This is a genomic window from Amycolatopsis sp. NPDC031561 (assembly GCF_055580625.1).
This window is the reverse complement of the sequence record NZ_JBVILA010000052.1, coordinates 1-20,623: the sequence shown is the minus strand read 5'-3', so window position 1 is coordinate 20,623 and position 20,623 is coordinate 1. Positions and strand designations below refer to the sequence as shown.

18 protein-coding genes and 2 pseudogenes are annotated in these 20,623 nt (G+C 66.0%); 3 read left to right on the top strand and 17 right to left on the bottom strand.

Translation table 11 applies throughout. The annotated features are described in order from the left end of the window. The first annotated feature begins 403 nt into the window (after positions 1-403). Positions 404-976 carry a hypothetical protein gene (locus ACZ5IK_RS44805; protein WP_465493295.1) on the top strand — a complete coding sequence of 191 codons (573 nt, stop codon included), beginning with the start codon at positions 404-406 and terminating at the stop codon, positions 974-976. A 90-nt stretch (positions 977-1,066) separates the two neighbouring features. On the opposite strand, the gene ACZ5IK_RS44800 is transcribed toward ACZ5IK_RS44805, so the two are convergent. The 15 genes and pseudogenes from ACZ5IK_RS44800 to ACZ5IK_RS44730 form a co-directional block, all read right to left on the bottom strand. After that, complete coding sequence (locus ACZ5IK_RS44800) at positions 1,067-1,525, bottom strand: hypothetical protein (protein ID WP_465493294.1); 459 nt, start codon at positions 1,523-1,525, stop codon at positions 1,067-1,069. A 105-nt stretch (positions 1,526-1,630) separates the two neighbouring features. Next, positions 1,631-2,002, bottom strand: a complete 372-nt coding sequence (locus ACZ5IK_RS44795; RefSeq protein WP_465493293.1) for a hypothetical protein — start codon at positions 2,000-2,002, stop codon at positions 1,631-1,633. A gap of 134 nt (positions 2,003-2,136) precedes the next feature. Next, complete coding sequence (locus tag ACZ5IK_RS44790; protein ID WP_465493292.1) at positions 2,137-2,634, bottom strand: single-stranded DNA-binding protein; 498 nt, start codon at positions 2,632-2,634, stop codon at positions 2,137-2,139. A gap of 508 nt (positions 2,635-3,142) precedes the next feature. Further along, positions 3,143-4,024: pseudogene (gene dprA, locus ACZ5IK_RS44785) on the bottom strand (DNA-processing protein DprA); the annotation flags it as partial. Between the two features lie 334 nt (positions 4,025-4,358). Next, positions 4,359-5,441 carry a DUF4192 domain-containing protein gene (locus tag ACZ5IK_RS44780; RefSeq protein ID WP_465493291.1) on the bottom strand — a complete coding sequence of 361 codons (1,083 nt, stop codon included), beginning with the start codon at positions 5,439-5,441 and terminating at the stop codon, positions 4,359-4,361. Positions 5,442-5,647: 206 nt separating this feature from the next. After that, on the bottom strand, positions 5,648-6,463 hold the full coding sequence (locus ACZ5IK_RS44775; protein WP_465493290.1) for a hypothetical protein: 816 nt from the start codon (positions 6,461-6,463) through the stop codon (positions 5,648-5,650). Then, complete coding sequence (locus ACZ5IK_RS44770) at positions 6,457-7,755, bottom strand: hypothetical protein (protein WP_465493289.1); 1,299 nt, start codon at positions 7,753-7,755, stop codon at positions 6,457-6,459. The genes ACZ5IK_RS44775 and ACZ5IK_RS44770 overlap by 7 nt, the downstream gene beginning before the upstream one ends. 212 nt (positions 7,756-7,967) lie before the next feature. Further along, positions 7,968-8,711: a hypothetical protein gene (locus tag ACZ5IK_RS44765; protein WP_465493288.1), complete on the bottom strand. Its 744-nt coding sequence runs from the start codon at positions 8,709-8,711 to the stop codon at positions 7,968-7,970. Between the two features lie 90 nt (positions 8,712-8,801). Then, a complete protein-coding gene (locus ACZ5IK_RS44760) occupies positions 8,802-9,239 on the bottom strand; it encodes a hypothetical protein (RefSeq protein WP_465493287.1) in 438 nt (145 codons plus the stop codon). Then, positions 9,232-9,642: a hypothetical protein gene (locus ACZ5IK_RS44755; RefSeq protein WP_465493286.1), complete on the bottom strand. Its 411-nt coding sequence runs from the start codon at positions 9,640-9,642 to the stop codon at positions 9,232-9,234. The genes ACZ5IK_RS44760 and ACZ5IK_RS44755 overlap by 8 nt, the downstream gene beginning before the upstream one ends. Before the next feature lie 207 nt (positions 9,643-9,849). After that, a complete protein-coding gene (locus ACZ5IK_RS44750) occupies positions 9,850-11,052 on the bottom strand; it encodes a hypothetical protein (RefSeq protein WP_465493285.1) in 1,203 nt (400 codons plus the stop codon). A gap of 139 nt (positions 11,053-11,191) precedes the next feature. Continuing rightward, positions 11,192-12,154: a bifunctional DNA primase/polymerase gene (locus ACZ5IK_RS44745; RefSeq protein WP_465493284.1), complete on the bottom strand. Its 963-nt coding sequence runs from the start codon at positions 12,152-12,154 to the stop codon at positions 11,192-11,194. Further along, on the bottom strand, positions 12,151-13,116 hold the full coding sequence (locus ACZ5IK_RS44740; RefSeq protein ID WP_465493283.1) for a PP2C family protein-serine/threonine phosphatase: 966 nt from the start codon (positions 13,114-13,116) through the stop codon (positions 12,151-12,153). The genes ACZ5IK_RS44745 and ACZ5IK_RS44740 overlap by 4 nt, the downstream gene beginning before the upstream one ends. Positions 13,117-13,214: 98 nt before the next feature. Next, positions 13,215-15,107: a hypothetical protein gene (locus ACZ5IK_RS44735; protein WP_465493282.1), complete on the bottom strand. Its 1,893-nt coding sequence runs from the start codon at positions 15,105-15,107 to the stop codon at positions 13,215-13,217. Positions 15,108-15,531: 424 nt separating this feature from the next. Then, entirely contained in the window at positions 15,532-15,978 is a 447-nt protein-coding gene (locus ACZ5IK_RS44730; RefSeq protein ID WP_465493281.1) for a deazapurine DNA modification protein DpdA family protein, read from the bottom strand. Positions 15,979-16,038: 60 nt separating this feature from the next. On the opposite strand from ACZ5IK_RS44730, the gene ACZ5IK_RS44725 reads away from it, so the two are divergent. Both ACZ5IK_RS44725 and ACZ5IK_RS44720 read left to right on the top strand, forming a co-directional pair. Further along, positions 16,039-16,482: a site-specific integrase gene (locus ACZ5IK_RS44725; RefSeq protein ID WP_465493302.1), complete on the top strand. Its 444-nt coding sequence runs from the start codon at positions 16,039-16,041 to the stop codon at positions 16,480-16,482. 132 nt (positions 16,483-16,614) lie between these two features. Continuing rightward, positions 16,615-17,610, top strand: a complete 996-nt coding sequence (locus ACZ5IK_RS44720; RefSeq protein WP_465493280.1) for a pentapeptide repeat-containing protein — start codon at positions 16,615-16,617, stop codon at positions 17,608-17,610. Between the two features lie 27 nt (positions 17,611-17,637). On the opposite strand, the pseudogene ACZ5IK_RS44715 reads toward ACZ5IK_RS44720, so the two are convergent. Together ACZ5IK_RS44715 and ACZ5IK_RS44710 are read right to left on the bottom strand one after the other, a co-directional pair. Continuing rightward, positions 17,638-17,922: pseudogene (locus ACZ5IK_RS44715) on the bottom strand (deazapurine DNA modification protein DpdA family protein); the annotation flags it as partial. Positions 17,923-18,367: 445 nt separating this feature from the next. Continuing rightward, on the bottom strand, positions 18,368-20,623 hold a 2,256-nt coding region (locus tag ACZ5IK_RS44710), incomplete at its 5' end, for a hypothetical protein (RefSeq protein ID WP_465493279.1).

Genomic DNA, 20,623 nt, shown 5'->3' with positions numbered 1-20,623 from the left:
CAGCGACCGGCACAATGCCGGGGCCACCCACCACCCGCGGACGGGACAGGCGCGATGAACCGTGCCACCGTCAGGATGCGAACAGGACAGCCGAGTGTCGGCCGATCGGAGCACTGGCCGGCTCCGTCGGCACGGTCAGCGACAGCTATCCTGGCGCGAGCGCTCCGCAGGCCCACTGTGCCTTTTGGCGGAGCGTCAGCGGGACCGCCGCGGCCTTGGCAGACCATCGCTCGCGGTGGGAGCCCTTCGGGGCTGTCGCGGCGGCTCCGCGCTTGACCTGATCGCAGGAGCGTCCGAACAGAACTAGTCACACTGTGCCAGCTGTCGCGCCGACAGCGTCGCGGCAGCCACGGCGGTAGCCTCGGAGGTATGACCGCAGCCCTCCCCAGCGGGGAGGTTCGGCATGGCGAAGAACACGGCGAGGCGACGACGGTCCACGGCGGCGCTGGAGCGCTTGGAGTCAGCGCGGCGGCGCCGGGCGGAGCAGCTGGAACGTGAGTGGGAGAACGAGCGCCGGATCGACGAGGCGCTCGGCCCGTTCGCGGAGGCAGCGGCCGCGGTCGAGGCCATCGAACGCAAGCGTGACAGCCGGATTTCCGCGCTGGAAGACCAGCTGGATCGCAAACTCGCGGAACTGGACCGGCAGAAGGACGTCAAGACCGGCGAGCACCATCGGCGGTGTGACGAAGTCCGCGCGGACGCGGAGATGGAGATCGCCGAATGGCGTGAGGCGATGAGCGCGGCGGTGCGCCAGATCCGCGCGGCGGAGGTGACGCTCAGCGCGACGGCGGCAATGCTGGGCCTGTCCGTCAAAGCCGTGACAGTCCTTCTGCGCGATAGCGCCCACGACGAGGCGGAGGCAGCGGCCCAGGGGGACGCTGCCTCGGTGCCGGTACTGGACCCGGTCAGCTCGTCCGGGGGCGACGACGTCGACAGCGTCGAAGGCGAGATGTGGAGTCGGGCCGAGCCTGAGTAAGCGGAGAGCCGAGGTTTCCGGTGACGGCGCCAGACTTATCGGGGTGGTGGTCAGCACCTGGACCGGTGCTGACCACCACCCGGTGTCGGGTTAGGGGGTCGCGATGTGCTGATGCGCCCGGTGCGCGGCGGCGCGGCGGGCGTGCTGTTCGAGCGTGCGCCGCTTGCGCCAGCGGTAATGGACGACCATTCCGGCGAGACCGCAGCAGAGGATGAATCCGATCGCCCACCGGCTGGGCGCCGGGCTGGTGGTGAGCTCCTCGAGCCCGCCGATGAAGAAGAACCCGGGCATCATGATTAGCCCGGCGATGACGAAGCGTCGGTACCGCTGGGTCAGCGTGGGGCGGATCGTGTTGCGGGTGCCGTGGGCGACCACAAGACCGGTGAGTGCGCCGAGGACGAGCGCGCCCGGCAACGCGGCCAGTTGCGCTGGATTGGTGAGGACGGTCGCGAGCATGGCGGCGTATCCGATCGGGACGGCGCCACAGAACACACCGGCGCCGGCGGAGAGGGCCAGGCCGGACAATGTGACCCCGTAGCGTGCGCTCATCATTCGAGCGTAAAGCACCCGAAGCACGCTTGAGGGTGATCTTCCAGCCGGTGGCCGCCGAGGTGATCGCGTCGGGTGGCCCGGTTGGTCAGTCACGGTTGAGCCTCATCGCGCGTACCCACGCTGGTCGGGCGGGAGCGCCTCGGCTAAATACTCGCCAGGGCGTAGCCACAGATCCTCCCAGCCGTTGACGGGACCGCGGCCAGCGTGGCGCAGCAGGTAGACGGCGAGGTATCCGAGCGCCCTGCGCTGGAACGGGATCGTGGCTTCGGGATCTGGCTCGAGCTGGCGCCACAGACGCTGCGGGTCGTCCGGGATCGAGCCCGTGGCCACAAAGACATAGGAGTCGTCCTCGGCGCCGGTGTAGAAGTGAGCGGCGATCGTGCGAACGAATGCGTCGCAGGCTCGACCTTCGAGGCCGGTCGGGGATTCGAGGTGTGTGTGAAGGGCGGCTTGGATCAGGCTGGCGTCGTCCACGGAGTCTCCGAGAGTGTGAGGACAAGGGGCGTAAGAAGAGGCCGGTGGGCCAGCCGGAACGGCTGGCCCACCGGCCTCAGGGCGGGTTGGTGTCCGGCCGGTGGGGAAGTCCCGTCCGGACACACGACCCGGTCTTAGAACGGCGGCTCGCTCCCGCCACCGACACCCGCGCCGACGAGTTCCTGCTCCTGTTCGGGCGCCGGCCCCCACACGTCCTCGGCGGGCGCGGCCGCGGTGGTCGTGGTGGTGGTCTGGGCGCTCTGCGTCCTGGTCACCTTGTTCACCTTCGCGGTCGCGTAGCGCAAGGACGGACCGATGTCGTCGACGTCGAGTTCGACCACGGTCCGCTTCTCACCTTCGCGGGTTTCGAACGTGCGCTGCTGCAACCTGCCCTGTACCACGACGCGCGCGCCCCGCGTCAGCGATTCGGCGACGTTCTCGGCGGGCTGCTGCCAGATGGTGCAGCGCAGGAACAGCGCCTGCCCGTCCTCCCATTCGCCGGTCGCGTTGTTGCGCTTGCGCGGGGTGGACGCGACCGTGAAGTTCGCGACCGCTTTCCCGGAGGGGGTGAAACGCAACTCCGGGTCGGAGGTGAGGTTTCCGATGACAGTGATGACGGGTTCGCCAGCCATGGTGTTCTCCTGGTTGCTGGGTGAGTGGAACGCGGCGCAGCCCTAGCGCTCCCGGGCCGGGGGTCGTTCCCGGACCGGCTCGTCCGGCCGGTGTGGACCGGCCTGTACGGAGCAGGTACGGGCGGATGTCGGGTGAGCGGCCGGTTCACCCGGGCGGATCGGGCTGGAACTCCGGGAACGCTGCCCCCGGTCTGGGGGTGCTTGACTTTGTGCGGTCCACACATCCACGACCAGGGGAGCGCCAGACAGACGATGTGGGTGTGGCGGTTGGGGGCGGGGAAACGCCCATCGGGCGTTTCCCCGCCCCCAACCGAGTTGGAAGTGTCCAGGCTTTGGCGGTGCAGGCACGGCGGCGTCGGCTCAACGGCGGGAGACCGAGCGGTGCTCGTGACAGAGCGAGCACGGGCCGAGTGGAGCCGTAGGAACCAGCGAGAAACCAGTAGACCTAAGTGTTCGACGGCGTGTTGTCGGCGCCAGTGCTTGCAGGACCGTTGTCCGGGAACGCGGTGGTCTCGAGGACGTCGGCGGCGGAGGTCACCAGGATGGCCTTGCCTTCGCGGATCAGCGCGTGGCAGCCAGTGGACATCGCCGACGACACCGGTCCCGGCATCGCCATCACGACCTTGCCCAGCGCTCCGGCGGTACCTGCGGTGTTCCGCGCGCTGCTGCGCCTTCCCGCCTCGACTACGACCGTCGCCGCGGTGAGGGCCGCGAGGAGTCTGTTCCGGACGAGAAATCGGTGCCTGGCAGGTGGGGTGCCGGGCGGGTATTCACTCACGAGAGCGCCGGTTGCCGCGATGCGGCCCAGCAGGGTCGCGTGCGCCGCCGGATAATTGACGTTGATCCCACAGGGAAGCACAGCGACTGTCGTGCCGTTCGCGTCCAGAGCGCCCCGGTGGGCCGCGCCGTCGATGCCGTACGCCGCCCCGGAGAACACCGGGATTCCGCGGCTCGCCAGGTGATACCCCAGTTCGGCCGCGTTGTGCTCGCCGTACCCGGTCGCCGCGCGGGCGCCGACGATCGCGATCGCCTGGTCCACCGCCTCGTCGAGCCGGGCCCGGCCGCGTACCCACAGCGCCAGGGGAGCTGCCCTGCCCCTGTTACGGGCGGTAGCTAGCGAACGCAATTGCCACGCCGGCCATTCGTCGTCCTCGGGAGTGACGAGCCTCGTCTCGTCGTCAGCTGCGCACGCAAGATCGCGCCTGGCGTGGCCGTGGTCGCGACGTGCGAAGGTCTCCTCCCGAACTGCCGGTGGGCATTCAGCGCGTTTGACCCGTTCTGCGGCCTCGACTGGCCCGTACTCATCGACGAAAGCGAGCAACGCTGCTGCGGGCGGCTCCGCCACACGCAGCAGATACGCTCGCGCGATCCTTGCATCCTCAAAAGTCATACCTGCCACATCCTTCTGGGGCTGTCCGGCGGGAATCACCGTCAGGCGGACGGTGAGACATCTGCAATGCAGGTGCCTCACCGTCGGCGTGGCGGGCTAGTGATCGACGACTACGGCATGACGCCAGCAATCCGGAAGTGGACCGTCACGGGCGAGAAGTTTGTCGAGAGCGGCGACCGACACACGTCGTTGAGCGAGGGCCCGAAGCCCGCCTCACTTCGCCCTCGTCTTCATCGTCCGTGTCTTCCGCACTGTCCAGCTCGGCGGCGCCTTCGTCGTAGTCCAGGAGCACGTTGCGGATCTCCGGTCACTCTGGACTGGGCTACACCTCGGCTTAGTCGAGGTTGTCCGCGGTTTCCGCCGGTTCAGTTGCCAGAGCCCCTTCTGTGAGCTTGAGCGAGTCGAGGCCGGCGCGTGCTTGAGCGCCTGCGTGGTGCGTCACCGCCTTCAATTCGAGTGGCGGCAGTTGACAGTCGATAGCTTCACGGAGAAGACGAATTAGGGGCAGTCGAACGGTTCCAGCGTCGGCGGCGATCCTGGCGCCGGCGCCTCCTCCCAGCATGTAAGCGTGCAGACCTGCTATTGCAGCGAGGTGGCTCGCGCACGGCTCGGGAGCGAACCGCCACAGATAGGTAGTCAGCGACTCACCTCCCTGTAGGAACGTCGTTGCCCTGTCACTGAACGTTGCGCTGCGGAATAGTTCGACGCTGAAGGTGGCGATCAGGTCAGCGATCTCGTGGTCCTCTGCTGGCAGGACGCCGGTCGCTGCCGCAGAGATCGCGTCCTCGGCGCGGGCAACTCGCTGGAGCGCGACGTCGGCCTGCGTTCGGTCGGCGTGAGATTGCTCAAGAGCGGAGGCGGTCAGCGGTGCCAACCGAGCCCGATCAGCAGGATCGGCAGGAGTGAAGATGGCCGCGAGGTCGTCGCGAGAGCGCGCTGTGACAAGTCCTTCCGCGACCATGGTGGCGGCGCCTGGGGTGGCGAACGGGTCGGGAAGTCGGCCCGTTCGTTCCTTGGTCAGGTAGGATTGCCACGCGGCGCCTTCGGTGAAGTCGGGAACATGCGCGACTTCGCCGATGCGGAGGCCGTGCTGCTGGATCGCCTGTGTGAGAGCGAGCAGTTCTGTTCGATACGGCAGCGCGGAACCTGTCTCAGGCGACGACGGGCACACGGCGAGGCCAACGACGCTGGTTACCGGACCATCCATCACCCTTCGGGTCAGGTGTCGTGCGAGTGCGACAGGATCTTGCCCAAGACCGTCGAGCGGGACCCTCGCGATCATTTCACTGCGGTTGGGCCGGAGCGGGTCGTTACCGATAAAGATAAGTACAAAGGACTCGTGCGGGACGAATCCGAGTAGACGCGGTATTGCCGCGAACACGTCGCTCGTAGTTTTTGCCTGAACTGTTCGAGGCACGATTCTGGTCCTTTCGGGGAAAAATATTATGAAGGGTGATAGGATTTGCGGCGCGGTGGCTGCTCCGTGGCGCGCTGGATGTGAGTACGCGCGACGGTGCGCTGACGAGGTCGGGTCGTCCGTAACGTGGCTCGGGCAACGATCCTCGCTTCTGGGATGTGCGAGGTGCGAGCGGAAAAGCGCAGGTAATGGCTGTCGGCGTGGGGTCAGGTGGTGACGTATCCGTCGGGAAGTGGGCAGGGGCAAAAGCGAATGTCTGATCCGCATTCGCCGCATGGAGCGGTCAGGAACACGCGGTAGCAGCCCTGGACGCAGCCTTCCTCGTCGGCGCCGCATACGGGGCACGATCCACAGGCGAGGCAGAGGCCCTTTTCGGGGTCGATGCTGTCGGCGATGCCACAGCATGCACAGCCTTCATCGAGTCCCCACCACGCGGTGCGTCCCGGCGATGAATAGGAGCTGTGGTATTCGAAGTCGTAGTTGGAGTACCAGGTGTCGCCGTCCCAAACGCCCGCGCGTTCGTTGAAGATGTAGCCGCTTCGGCGATAGCGGGGATCGACGGTGAGGATGACGACTTTGTTCAGTCGGCCGAGCCATCGTTCGATGAGATTGCGAGTGTTCGGGTCGTCGAAAGAGGAGAACGGTCGGCGGGGGAAGATGTCGTCGGCGGCGATGCGAGTGTCTGAGCGGTCGTCGCCCTTGGCTGGCTGCGCTGCGGCGGGAAGGACCCCGTTGTGAGCCAGGACGGTCCGCTCGTCCGCTCCTACGGGGAACGGGTGATTGTTGGACTCATTGACTGACCCGTGCGTGGCGAACCGGCTATGGAACAGCGCGGGGCCTTCGGGATGGAGATGGCGAAGGGCTGCGAACTCGTCGATGACGGCCGAGGCTTGCATGCCGCGGCCCGAGATGATGTGCGCGTTCGCGACGATGGCGTACCCGTGGCCATGGTCGTTGAGGGTCGCTCCGTTTCCGAGCGCGTCAACGTTGGGCTGGATTCCCTCGGGAAGGTACGTCAGCATGCACATGCGAGGCTCTCCAGTTCGCGGGTCAGCGGCGAGTACTTCTGGCGCGTGAGGAGCCATTGCGTGAAGCTGTTCCAAGTCCAGGCCCCACGCTGGGTGATGTCGGAGATGGTCAGGTCGCGGGTGTAGCTGACGGAGGCGTCCGCGAACGCGAGCGCGGCCTTGACTTGACCGGCATCGAGACTGGAGGCGAAGACGCGCAGTTCGAGGGTGTCTTCCGGTAGGGTGTTGATCGCAAGACTTCGGCGGGGGATACGCTCGCCTTTGCAGGTCTCCTTGACCATGAGGCGTTCGTGGCTGTCGAATTCGGCGTAGTCGGATTGTCGCCTGGCAAGTACCTGAACATCGGAAGAGTTGCGATAGATGAACTTCATCCACCGATACACGTGAGGCGTACCGGCGAATGCGGCGCGGCTGATGTGGACGTGCATGCCGATGCCGTCGCCGGTGCAGCCTTTGGCACGCAGCTTGCTGAGGAGGTGCCAGGGAAATGAGTCGAGCGCCCACCGGTAGGACATCGGGTGGGTGACGAGCTCGAAACCGCGGGCGATGGATCCGTCCTCTTTGAGATACCCGAGTGCGCCGAGTGCGCCGGTCGCGTCGTCGACGCACTCGGCGAGTTGGCCACGAGGGACGTTGATCTCCAGTTCCATGCCGAGGTAGCGCGGACCGATCCCGTGGAAGATCGGCTCAGGTTTGAAGTGGTACTGATGAATTAAGTTGTAGCCCGCCTGGTCGATGTGGGTTACGCAGTAGTCGCCGCGGTCGATGAGCCTTTCGCAGCTCTGGCACTCGTAATAGCCGTGGTCGCGGGCGCACCTATAGCAGAATGCATGCGTGATGTCGCGGCTATCGACAGCCGTGCTGTACTCGTCGAATAGATTGCACTCATCGCACAGGTGATAGTGCTGCGCGCAGCGGAGGCACAGTTCGCGGTCGTCTGTCGCGAGTGATGCCGCCTCACCGGTTTGGCGAGTGCGACACTGGGCGCACGTGAACGGGCGCGGTCGCAGCGCGGAATGAACGCTGCACGTGTCTCCGGCGCTGATGAGCGTTGGGCAATCCTCGCAGGGATAGAGGCTGTGGGAGTCGGCACACGCGACGCACAGATTCCCGTGATCGTCTGTGGGCAGAATCGGTGTGGCAGGGAGATCGCAGTAGCCACAGGGTTGCATGGCGCCGACGCAGGTTGCGCACACCCTTTGCCCGGCGGCGGTTTGGTGACGCTCGGAAGTGGAAGTGGCGCACGCATCGCATCGCCAGGTGACGTGGTCGGCGGAGATCGTCAACGTTCTTTCCCTTCGGGCAGGACGAAGAGCCCTCGCGGGCTAGCGGGCCCGCGAGGGCAGATGGGGGTGAAGGTGGTGAAATTCGATTTTCGAATGCGGATGCCGCGTTACGCGTGCGGGTGGTTGCCGATGCTTGATGTGCCTAGGTGGCTAGTCGTGCTGACTGCGCCTAACAGATCGGCTTCTGCGGTGGTCTGTTCCGCCGAGCATGACTAGGCAATTTCCCATACCCAGCCTCGCCATCCGATGGCGTACCTGCCGTCGGCCGCGGGTGTGATGTGATCGGGGCGGTAGCCCTCCATGGCGGCGAAGTTGCTGTCGACGACGATGAGGGTGTCGCCTTCCCAATACGTGCGGCTGTACAAGTCATCGATCGTCAAATGAGCGTAGTTCAGCCAGGCGCCGATGATCTTCGCGATTTCCAGCCTGAAGTACGGGACCGCGGCTCCGTTCCACGGCTTATCGTCCACGATGGCGGGGAACGAGACGTCGGAATCTCCGAGCCTGACAAGAACTTCTCCGGTTTCGGGAAGCAGGTTCGACGGAGTGAGCAGCTTGCGGTGGATCGAGGTGATCGCCGAGGCGGTCGTCGTCGGGACGGACAGCTGGAGAAACCACGTCTTGTCACCGTGGAGTTCGTAGAGACTGTCGTCGTCGGGCCAGACCGTGAGAGCGCGCTCCCAGCCGGCTCCGGTTGTGCGGATGACGAGGGGCTGATTGTCCGAGCTGTTCCGGTCGAGGGGCTCCAGTTGAAGCTCCATGCCCAGGGAGGGGATGTTGGCGATCCATCGCTGCATCGCGCGGAGAACGTCGGCGCGTAGGCGCGCTTGTGCTCCGAACCGCGAGGTGGCCAGTGGGATGTCGTCGATGCGGGCGGGGAAGCTGGGGTGGTCGTCGGGATCGATGCCGTCGACGACGAGTTCGACGTAGTGTTCACCGTGACATGCGTGCAGCATGGCGGTCTCCAGGAGGTCGCGGTCGATTGAACGGGATGACCTGACTGCGTGATCAGGTGGTGTGCCGGGCCGGTTGTGACGGTTGCCGTGTCAGGTATCGAGTCCGGTGTCGAGGGCTTCTCTAACGAGGCGGGCGATCGACTTCGGCGGAGGGCGTGTGAGGCTCATGCGCGAGACGGGAATCAGTCCGTTGACGGCGAGGGTCCACCGGCCGCCGGAGGTTGCGGTGTGAGTGGATTCGCTGCGATAGATGACGATTGTGTTGTTCCCGTGCCGCGGTCGCGCGTGTGCGGTGATTCTCAGGCCGACGAATTCGTGATCTCGCCGTCCGTGGAGTTCCTGGTAGAGCACGGAGATCGGTGCCGCGCGGAGTTCGTGACACAGCTCGTGGAGGATTCCTCGTGCGACCGACCATGCGGCTGGGTCAGCGGGGCTCCAGCTACGCGGGATGTTGCTGTGGACGGATGCCGACAGGTTGTAGTGCGGGTGTGCGCTGCTGCCGCATTCGCTGTCGTCGTATTCATTCATGGCAGGCCGCCTGCGTCCGGAGTGCTTCGGTGAGGGCGTTGGTCAGGCGTGAGCGGGCCTTTTCGCGAAGCGTCGCCTGTGTCTCGGGCCGGTAGTGGTCGAGGCCGTCGTAGAGCGGTCCGCACGCGGCGAGCACAGCGGCGTCGGTGCACTGCCCGTCCACGGAGAGGTCGGGGTAGGCGGCGTCGACGACGCGGAAGGCCTCGGTGAGTCCGTGGATGTGCGCTGATCGATGGACTTGCATGATCAATGCAGCCTTGAAGGCGGGGGTGAGCTGAGTCTTTTCTCGGGAGGCAGCGGAGAAGTCGGCGAGCGGAATTGCGTTCAGTTCGGCCTTGAACAGGCGGCAGGCCCGATCGAACGCGTCATCGTCTGCGGCGCCGGCGAGTGTTGCAGTGGTCACGATGCTCCTCCGGGTCGTTGTGGGTGAACGCGGCCTGGCAGCACATCGGGGCTCGGGCGCCCTGCAGGCACCAGCTCGCGCGTCGCTGGATGGCGGGCGCCCGGGGCCCGATGTGCTTTGATGCGGCGATCTCGCCCGCGCGGCGTCGGAGGTACAGCGAATCCCGGAATCTGTTTTCTGAACCTGTCTGCGGGTGCGTCGGCGGTGCTAGTTCAGCTGTCCGCCGATGTCGCCGCCGGCCTTGGGCAGGGGAAGACCGCATACGTAGCAATCGGTGCCTGGCTCACCGCTGTGTGAGCCGAGGCCCCGCTCGAAGGGCTCGTAGGGGCATCCGCGTTCGAGAGCCTCGGCCAGTGCCGCTGTTCGGTCGGCCGGGAGGCAGGCTTCGCAGTGACCGTAGGTGTCGGCGATCTGTCCGTGGATCCGGGTAGAGCATTTCCGGCAGGAGAGGCCGGCTTGCTTGAGGGCGAGCTCGAAGTCGATTCCGTGGCCGTCTTGCTGGCGTTGTTCGACGTGCAGGGGAAAGGCGCGGACCTCCTCGGTGCTGGTGAAGCGGCGCCATTCCGCTTCGGTGAGTTCGCCGACGCTGAGGTGGTGCCTGGCAATCCACCAGTGCTCTTCTGTCCACATGAACAGGGGGATCCCGTAGCGGTCCGCGATGTGTTTGATCGCTGTTGCGCCGTCGAGGTGGGTGAGTGTCTCGGTGGCGTTGAGGCGCAGGGCGGTGAGCGTGGTCGGCAGGTCGGGGTTGGCGATGTCGAGGGCGGCGATCAGTGTCTGCTGGCGGACGAGGTTGTCATCTTCGTCGAGCGCTTCGCGTAGTTCGCGGAGGATCCAGTAGTCGTCGTCGGATTCGTCGTCCTGGCTCGCCCTGTTCGCCCAGTCGCGGATGTTGTCGATGGGAGTCGTTCCGCAGCGGTCGGCGAGAACAGCGTGCGTGGCGACGGCATGGGCGTGGTCCAGGACAACCGCGATGGTGAGAAGGGCGCGGCCCCACCGTGTGGCGAGGGCCGGCGTCAGTTCCCGGCCGTGGGCGTCGGTGTCGAGACTGGCGGTGAAGGGCGCGTGGTAGTGCAAGTTCAGCCCGGGCTCGAGTGACCACGTGGAGGTGGTGGCGTTGTGGCTGGTGGGATCGAGCAGGTCGACGGACAAGGTGGAAGGGAGGGGTTGCTGGGTGTAGAACTGCCGGGCATAGCCGAGGAGTCGTGCAGCGGTGGCGCGGGCGGTGTGACTGTCGTAGGTGACCGGCAGGCAGGTGTCCGCGGCTCGGACCAGTTCGACGTAGGGGTGCTGGTTGAGCGGTGGCAGTTCGTCGCGCCGGAGCAAGAGCCCATTGGACGTGAGGACATAGCGGGCAATGGTTAGCGGAGCGGGCTGGATCTCGACGCTGCGGGAGTCGGTGGTGGACACAGCTCTCCTTTGTGGATGGATGTCGTCGGCGCGCGCCGGGTCTTGTGACTGAGTTGCGTCGGCGAGGAGGCTTTCGGCGTTGCTGCACGACGCCACTGGGGTGCGACAGGGCGGACGGCAGAGGTGGGCCCGGCGGGGCTCAGTGGCGCGGTGTGTAGGGGCGGTCGCTGAGTACTCGGTGGGTGCGACGGCCTTTGGCGATGCCGTCGCGAATGGTGGTTGTGATTTCGTTCCAGTTGAAGTCGGCGATGTCGAGGTGGTGGCGGGCCGCCTCGATGAGGTGGTGTGTGATGACGGGCTCGGTGATCCAGCCGTTGGCGAGCAGTTCACCGAGCGCGGCCGCTGCCGCGTAGAGGGTGATGTGGCGCTGTCCCTCCTCGGCGGTCGCGACGTTGCGCGACTCGGCGGAGACGGCCGCCTCGACATAGGCGACCACCCGCCTGCTGGTTTCCGGAAGTACCGGCGCGGACACCGGACGTGGTGGCGGCGGTGGCGTGAGCGCCGTGACGAGCCAGCCTGGTAGTTCTGCGATGGGGAGGTCTCGGATGATGATGTAAGGGACCCCATTGCTCCCGGTGGAGCCGGGAGCGGTGACCGCGGAGCCGGGACCGCGGGTGTCTGTGCGCCACCCGAGTCCGCGTCCGCGGGCTCCGATCGTGCTCCGGAGCGTCGTTCCCCGCGGTCGACGAAAGTACCGGTGCTCGCCTCCGCGCGGAGTGGCGACAATGAGGGTGTTGACGGGATCGGGTTCGCGGGCGCGTGCGGCGAGCAGGGCGATGACGTCGGAACCGTGCGCGACGCCGAGGTTCGCCCAGGGGGTGGGGATTGGCCCGTGTGCCGCGTCGAGGTCCAGCACCAGCAGGCCGGATGGGCCGCATGCGATCCCGACGTTGCTGTCGGGGAAGCGGGTCCACCAGCGTTTGACCGTTTCGGGGTCCAGGGTCGCGCGCTGTTCCCATCGCTTGATGGCTGGTCGCTTGCTCCTCGGTGCCTGGGGGAAGACTCGCCAGCCGCGTCGGATGGCGTCGAGCGCCGAGTCGTGAGGTGTGACGGGGTCGGGAGTGTTCGGGGAGCCCGAGACGGGCGTGGTGGTCGCGGTCACGGGTATCTGTCCTCGGGCGCGGGGTCGATGACCATGGCGGTGGCGTTGTCGGTGCCGCCGAAGTACCTGGCGGCGACGGTGAGTTTGTCCGCGCAGGTACGTGAGTCGGTGAAGGTCCGGGCCGCACGGGTGATGGAGCGCAGCGGGACCGGTTTGTGGATGCCGTCGCTGGTGAGGATGAGTCTCCGCCGGGGCCAACGGGTGGTGGTGTGACCAATAGTCGTGGCGCTGGCGGTGTCGACCGAGCTGGTGACGATGTGATCGGATCGGCGCGCGAATGTCTCGAGTTCGTCAGACCGTCCCTGATAGGAGGCGGCCAGAGCGGTGCGCAGGTCCTGCCCGCGGGTGTGGTCGACGGTCAGTTGTACGCACTGGTCTGTTTCGGCGCGGTACTCGTAGGCGCGGCAGTCGCCAACCCAGGCCACGTCCCAGCCAGCGCCGTCCGGAGTCTGCAGTGGTGCGGCCACGACCATGACGGTGTCCTCGTCGGGAAGGCCGGGTAGAGAGTCGGTGGCGGCGAGAAGACCGGCGGCGGCTCCGTCACGGGCTGCGACTCGGGCGGCGGTCGCCGCTGCCAGGACTGCGGCCTCGGCGGCTAACGGACGATCACCGATGCCGTCGGCTACCGCCCAGGCGTGGTCTTCGCTATTGAGGGAGACATGGACCGCGGTCGCGTCGGCTTGGTGGCGGCGGCCGCCGATGCGGGATGCCCAACCGGGGTAGAAGACGTCGGCGTAGGCGGTGCGGCGATGTCGGCGAGCCAGGACTCGTGCGTCGTGCAGGGATTCGGCGCAGTCGGTCCAGCCGCAGCGGCAGACCGCGTGCGCCCAGTGCGGGCCCGCCGGTAGTTCGGTGTATGGCCAGATCGGATGATGCTGGGCGGAGAACGCTGACGTCGGATGGGCCTGCGTCGGGGAGGCTGCTCGAGGGAAGTGCACGACGGTCTCCGTTCGGAGTTCCATGGCAAGGCGGGCTGAAGGCAGTGCTGAGCCACGTTGAAGCGGGGTGTGGACGCGGCGGACGTCCACACCCCGCAGAAAAAGCGACGACGAGGGCGTAGCTACGCGACAGCCTCACTGTCGGCGGCCTCGGAGTCCTCAGTGGACGGAGATGGAGAGGCATCAGCGACGTCGCTGGACAACTCGATGGCGGACGGGTCGACAACCTCGTCGTCAGAGCCGCCCTCCTCCTCGTCCTCGCCGCCGCCAACAGCGGCGACGACGGCTTCGGATTCCTCGCCATTCTGGCCGTTGGCGATGTCCTCGGACGCGGGGTCGGGACCGAGCTTCTCCGCGATGACGTCTTCGACGCGCTGGGGCTTCAGGACCCTCATTTCGATCGAGGAAGATTCGTAGCCCCAGCCTTTGATCGCGGTCAGGTACTCCTGGTTCTCCGGGTACGGAGTGCGCCACGCGTCGCGGTGCAGTTCTTCCTCCATCGCGCAGAGCGTCAGGAACACGTCGTAGCGGGTCGCCTTCGCGGCTTTCGCCGTGCTGATCAGCTCGGCCAGCGGCCTCCGGCCGGAGTCGCCGGTCTTCAGCAACGTGTTCGCCAGCTTGTGGTTGCGCTCCATGGCGCGGCGCAGAGCGCGCCCGCCTTTGAGCTTCTGCGTCGCGAGGAATACCTGGGCGCCCTTCAGGGCTGCGGACTTCGCGACGAACTGTGCCAACCACTCGTGACGCTTCTCGCCGGAGCCGTCCCACTCTGCGTTGCTGTCCCGGACCCAGCGGTGCTTGATCGCGTTGGCGCGACGCTGCCACTCGGCGGCGGCGTGGGCGTTTCGGGCGGCATAGAAGGCCGCGGGGTCGGGATCGTTCTCGTCGTCGCTGGTGTATGGAGTGAAGTCGGAACGCCCGGCGGGCGCATCGGACAGGGCGTGGTCGTGTTCCAGGAAGTCCGCGCAGCCGTACTCCGCGGCCACGACGGTGTTCCCGTCCCGGTAGTCCTCGTACAGCCAGGCGGCGTGTCCCGGGCAGCTGCTGTGCTGTTCGACGGTGATCTCGCTGCCGGGCTCGCTGTCGGGGGTGAGGCGGAGACGGTCGAGCGACCGCGCCGGCCCGGTGCCCGCGTCGATCGTGTCGTCGAGGATCATGACCTTCGCGTCGGTCAGCTCGCGAGTGAGCTGCTCGGTCAGGGCCCGGACATGCTCGGCTTCGGCGTGCTTGCGGCGCTGGACGTCGGCGAATACCCGGAAGTTGTTCGGCTCGGCGACGGCGAGCCGGATGAGTTCCTTCGCGTTGACGAGGTCGCCGCGGGCCTCGAATTCCGCGACGACGGCGGCCTGGTCGAGCGTCAGGTCGTAGCGGTCGGTCGCGGCGCGAGCCAGGTCACTGGCGCCGACCTTGAGGACGTTCTCGACGTACTCCTTGCCGCCTTTGCCGCGGCCGAGTTTCCGGGCGATGCCGGTGGGCTTGAGGTCGAAGGCGGACAGCTGCTGGAAGGCGTTGTACCTGTCGCCGAGTGTCAGTCCCTCGCGGAGGTCGTTCTCGTTGATCTGGCCAACAATGCGGTCGATGCCGGCCTTACGCTCGTCATCAACCGGCGGTGCCTGCATCCACACGGGAACCTTGCAGTCGGCTTCACGGGCGTTAAGCACCCGGCGCTGACCCATCGTGATGATCACCGTGCCGTCGTCGTCGCGATAGCCCTTGACGGGCGCGTCGATGCCCCGCTGTTTCATGTCCTGGATGGTGGCGGGGTCGGTGTCGGCGTTCTCGGTCCGGACGTTGACACCGATGACGATCTCGTCCGGGTTGCACCAGACGATGGTGCCGTACTCGGCCTCCCACTCCGCGCGGCGGACGCGCAACTCCTCCTCCGTCAGCGCGTCGGTGGAGACGGACTCGTCGACGTGGACGACCTCGGGAGCGACCGTGTCGCCGGAGGTGATCACGGGCTCGTCGGTCCGGCTGTTGTCGTCGCGCTGGGCCGGGATTTCCACAGTGCTGGTCACTGGGGCTCCTTCACAGAATCCGGCCGGTGGCAGCTCGCAGCTACCGCCGGCCTTTCGCCCGCGTGTCTCTGAGCTGATCCGTACTGATGAGGATCGGGACGCGGGTGTCCCGGTCGGGACGCACTCGATCCAGCGGCGCCGCCTGCAGCGAGAGGAAGCCCGCCTTTCTGCGAAAGGTGCCGTTTCTTGAGAGTGCGGGCTTCCTCCCGTGCCAGGCGCCGCTAGAGTGCGGCGTTCCGACCCGGGGCACCGGCGTTTCAGGCTCATCGGTCTAGTCCGCTTGCTCTTGTCCTAGTTCGCCGGAGCCGTGGCTGGCTCCGATCTGAACGCGTGGTATTTACGGGGCGCTCGTGCGCCGCGGCAACCGGAGACGGGAACTAAGCAGGCCGAGCTGCTCGCTCACGGACGGGCAAGCCGGGGCCGGTCAGTTCACCTGGGGTTGTCGTCGATATCGTGATCGGCCTGGCCGCGGGCCATTCTCGGACGGCTCTAGCGTTGCCTGGATCTTCTGGTACCAATCCAGTGCGAAACGCTGGCAGTTGGACTCAGTGCGATGGCTCGGACCGCATCCAGGGACATAGCGACCGCGTCGGCTCCACGCCATCGAGTCCGAGCTGGCGAGTGCGGTGGCATACCGGTTAAGTCCGGTGATCTTGATGCCGAAGCCGTGCAGGTTGAGCTGGCGTGCGGCAAAGGTGCGCACGATCTGTTCGACGTCGGTGCTGCTCTGGCGCCGACACACCGAGCCGATTCCCACCAGTGGCTCGGCGGCCAGAGCGATCCCGGCACGCTCGTAGAGGTCGGCGCAGCGCTGGTGTGTTGACCGGACTAACAGAGGTCCGTCGGCTTGCGTGGTTGCCGTACTGGCCATGTTGAATGCTCCATTGTGGAGATTGATCAAGGTGTGATTGGCGACTTGCCGACGGATGGGATGCGCGTTCCGCGAGCGGGTGCTGTGGTGAGTGGCCGGGACGCAGCCTTGCCGTGGTTGGTCGTGGACGGGCACGGGGTTGAGGTCGCGGAGGTCAGCGACTATCTCCGGCACGCGGTGGCAACCGACTTCAGCGCGTCGAGCGTGAAGTCCTACGCGCAGGCACTGCTGCGGTGGCTGAGGTTCCTATGGGCGGCCGACGTGGGCTGGGATCGGGCTGACCGTGCTGAGGTGCGTGACTTTGTGCTGTGGATGCGGACGTCCAAGAAGGATCGGACGCGCCGAGTTGACACGCCTGAGCCGGGCAGCGTGAACGCACGGACAGGCAAGCGGTACCTCGCCGAAACTTTCGCGCCCGCGACGACCTATGTTCGAGCCCTGTCCGTCCTGCCTGACAGGCTCCGTCGCCGAGGACGTTCGAGGCGCAAGACTCCAGCGAAATAAGCGTCTAACGTCGGTAGTCCGGAGAAGATCGCACAGCTTGGTCGCTCGAGCCCCGCTCGGCCATCGTAACGTCCGGCACCCACCTAATGGCGGCTTCCCCCCGGAAGCGATGCTATAGCAGCATGCGGGCCTATGACGCGACGAGTCCAGTGGCTTCTCGTTCTGAGCCTGGCGTGCTTGTTTGTTCTCGTGCTCGCCAGTCTCACGATGATTCCCCAGCTGTTGTACCCGCGTCTGACTGATGCGGAGTTGCAGGCAGTAAGGAGCGCTGATGCACGCATCCAGCTGCAACAGGCACAATCGCAACTGCAGAATGGCACCCGGTCTGCGCTCCTCCAAGCGATCGCTGGCCTGCTGGTGGTTGCTGGTGCGATAGCGGCATGGCGTCAGGTCCAGGTCAACCGTGAGGGGCAGATCACCGAGCGCTTCACGCGTGCCGTTGACCAAATTGGCAGTGAGAATATGGACGTGCGGATCGGCGGTATCTACGCCCTCGAACGAGTCGCCAGAAACTCTGCCCCAGATCGTCCGCAGATCCAGTACATCCTCGGGGCATTTGTCCGTGGTCATTCGCCGTGGCAAGGTGCCCTGAAGGATGGCCCAGAACACCCGACATCCGATGTCGACCAGACGCTGCCTTGGTTGTATATCAGAGCACCCGACGTTCAGGCAGCGATGAACGTCCTCGGTCGTCGGCCAGCGGCGCCTGACGCCTTGCGTCTCTATCTTTCCCGGGTCGATCTCCGGAGTGCGAACTTGAACGGCGCCAAGCTGATGGATTCGGCCATCCGCCACTCGAATCTCGCGCGTGTCTGGTTGGCTGATGCGCGGCTGGACCGGGCCGAACTGCAGAGGACTGACTTGCGACAGGCAAGGGCGGTTAGGGCGTGCTTCGCGAATGCCAACTTGCGTGAAGCACATCTTGAAGGAGCAAACTTGCGTGGAGCTGACCTTCGCGGAGCTGACCTTCGAGGTGCGGATATGCGGGCGCGTCACCTTGATTTGGCGATATTGACTGGCGCGTTGGCCGATGTGACCACCATCTGGCCTCCCAACTTCGACCTGAGCCAGGTTGTGCTGGGTGACAATCCTGCGGCTCTCGACGAGTCGCCCCCACCCGACATGTGAACCGTTAGTCCGGAGAAGGTAGTCCGACGGGGTCCAGCCTTGCAGCGTGGGAAGCCAGGGGACTTCGGGTGCGAGTTCGCGGAGACGGACGAAGTTGTCCACCGTGCGGCTCTGATGATCATGGACTGTCAGGCCGGTTCGCTGAAGGATGTGTTGCTCGCACATCCAGTCCTGTGCCGCGGCCCAGGCGAGGTTGCCGATCTCGTCGGCGTAGCGGCGGACGGCGCGGACGTAGTCATTCGGGTTGGTGTGCCAGCGCCCGTGGAGTTGCAGTTCGGTGAATCCGCCCTTCCCCAGAACCGGCTGTCTCATGAGACAGCGCATTGGGCATATGCAGGGAAACAGCGTGCTGATTTGCAGGTCAGATGCGAACGTATCCAGTCCCCGGCTTGTGACACGGGCAGCGTCGGGACTCGGCTGGGCTCGATGAGCTCGCTGGGCGCAGCCTGGCGAGTCCGTCGGTTCGATGGAAGCCGCAACGGTTGTAAGTAAAGCAGCTTGGGTGTCGACACTTGCGCCGACTGGGTGTTGTGGCGCCGCGTGCCAGCGCCGTCGTAGCGAGATCGCTGATTCGCCGACCTCAATCGCGATCGACTGCCATGTCGCGCCGTCCTGGTGCAATTGCGTAACCTGCGTGATGAGCAAGCCGATTGCTGTTTACGGTCCTGTTGCGATGACGCTGCTCGTGCGGTCTGGCCTAGGACGGCAGGACACGTGAGCTCTTGTGAGGCGAGCCGCCTCGGCGTGGTCATCGGCGCTATCTGTCAGCATTCTCAGTTGGAGCGGAATTCAACCGTGCCGCCAGGTCTTCGAATATGCTCGTCACGCTGGACTCGCGTTGGGCGATGCGGCGCAAACGGGCGGCGCCTGCCGCGCGCTGGATTGCTGTGCCGGTCCGGGCGGCTAGCTCGATCGCCACTCGCGGGTCTGTGTCGGACTTGTTGCGGGCTGTTGATGCGGCTGCAGAGATGGCTGCGCGGGCGGCGAGGAGGTATGGGCCGACGAATGGGGTCTGCAGGAGGTTTGGCGCGGCGCGCAGTAGCTCGTCCAGCGAGTCGGTGTCCAGTCGTTCCAGGCAGTGCATGGCTTGATCGGCGGCGATTAGCGGGTCAGTGACCGCGTCGTAGACGTCGTCGATCGACCCGATGGCAGACTGGCGGATCAGCCGCAGAATACCGAGGTGCTGGCGGGCTATCGGGTGCTCGCTGGCGGCTTCCAGCAAGGTGATCGTCCGGGGCTCTGAGATGAGGCCGGGGTGTTTCTTCAGGAGAGTGCGGGATTCTTCCCAGGTTGACGTTGCCAACCAAGCCCCTAATTCTGCGTCGTGCGTGTGCGTCGCACGGTGGGTGGCTAAGGTCGCGTCCAGCCCGCCGATGCGAACCTCGGCCAGCAGGTCATGCAACTCGCTGAGGCCGTCGAATTCTGGGTAGAGGAATCGGGCCAACGTGACGCCAGCCTTTCCATCGTCGGTGAGCAGCGTCGTTGCGTTGTCCCGGAAAAAGGACTCGCGGGTTCCCCACTCCTGGCTGCTGAGCCACTGATTCAGCAGGAGTAGCAGGGGCTTCGGTAGGTCTGCGCAGGCCCAGGTCGGCAGCCGCGCACGTATGGATTTCGCCTTGTCGGGAAGCATTTCCATCATCTCGGCGACTGCGGCGCGGATTCTTTGGCGGGCGGCACCACTGCGTATGGGAAGGTCGGGCTCAGCGGCTGTTGCCGCGGCCAGCTCTAGATCGTCGAACACACTGCCGATATCGGACGAATGAGAAGCGGGATCGACATCCAGGTCCCGCAGGCGCCATTGAGCACGTATGATAATCAGTTCAGCCTGAGGCCCCGGACTTAAGCCACGCCATGCAGCCAAGAAGGCCGTCAGTGCACCGGCGCGGTCCCCGAGCGCACTGCGCATGTTGGCTTGGTTGTTCAACGAGCTGGCGAGGTCGGGAAGGAAGGCTCCGGGGTTGTTGTTGGCGAGTTGCCGTCGCAAGGTGACGGCTTCGTCGATGGCGGCCAGTGCGCCGGTGTGGTCCCCGAGCGCACTGCGCACGGTGGCTTGGTTGTTCAACGAGCTGGCGAGGTTGGGAAGGAAGGCTCCGGGGTTGTTGTCGGCGAGTTGCCGGTAGTGGGTGACGGCTTCGTCGATCGCGGCCAGTGCGCCGGTCCGGTCACCAACCTCACTGCGCACGGCGGCTTGGTTGTTCAACGCCATGGCGAGGTCGGGGAGGAAGGCTGCGGGGTTGTTGTTGGCGAGTTGCCGGTAGTGGGTGACGGCTTCGTCAATGGCGGCCAGTGCGCCGGTGTGGTCCCCGAGCGCACTGCGCATGGTGGCTTGGTTGTTCAACGAGCCGGCGAGGTCGGGGAGGAAGGCTGCGGGGTTGTTGTCGGCGAGTTGCCGGTAGTGGGTGACGGCTTCGTCGATCGCGGCCAGTGCGCCGGTCCGGTCACCAACCTCACTGCGCACGGTGGCTTGGTTGTTCAACGCCATGGCGAGGTTGGGGACGAAGGCTGCGGGGTTGTTGTCGGCGAGTTGCCGTCGCAAGGTGACGGCTTCGTCGATGGCGGCCAGTGCGCCGGTGCGGTCCCCGAGCTCGCTACGTCGGTTGGCTTGGTTGTTCAACGCCGTGGCGAGGTTGGGAAGGAAGGCTGCGGGGTTGTTGTCGGCGAGTTGCCGGTAGTGGGTGACGGCTTCGTCGATCGCGGCCAGTGCGCCGGTGTGGTCCCCGATCTCACTGCGCACGGTGGCTTGGTTGTTCAACGAGCTGGCGAGGTTGGGGAGGTTGGGGAGGAAGGCTGCGGGGTTGTTGTTGGCGAGTTGCCGGTAGTGGGTGACGGCTTCGTCGATGGCGGCCAGTGCGCCGGTGTGGTCCCCGAGCGCACTGCGCATGGTGGCTTGGTTGTTCAACGAGCTGGCGAGGTTGGGATGGAAGGCTGCGGGGTTGTTGTTGGCGAGTTGCCGGTAGTGGGTGACGGCTTCGTCGATCGCGGCCAGTGCGCCGGTGCGGTCACCAACCTCACT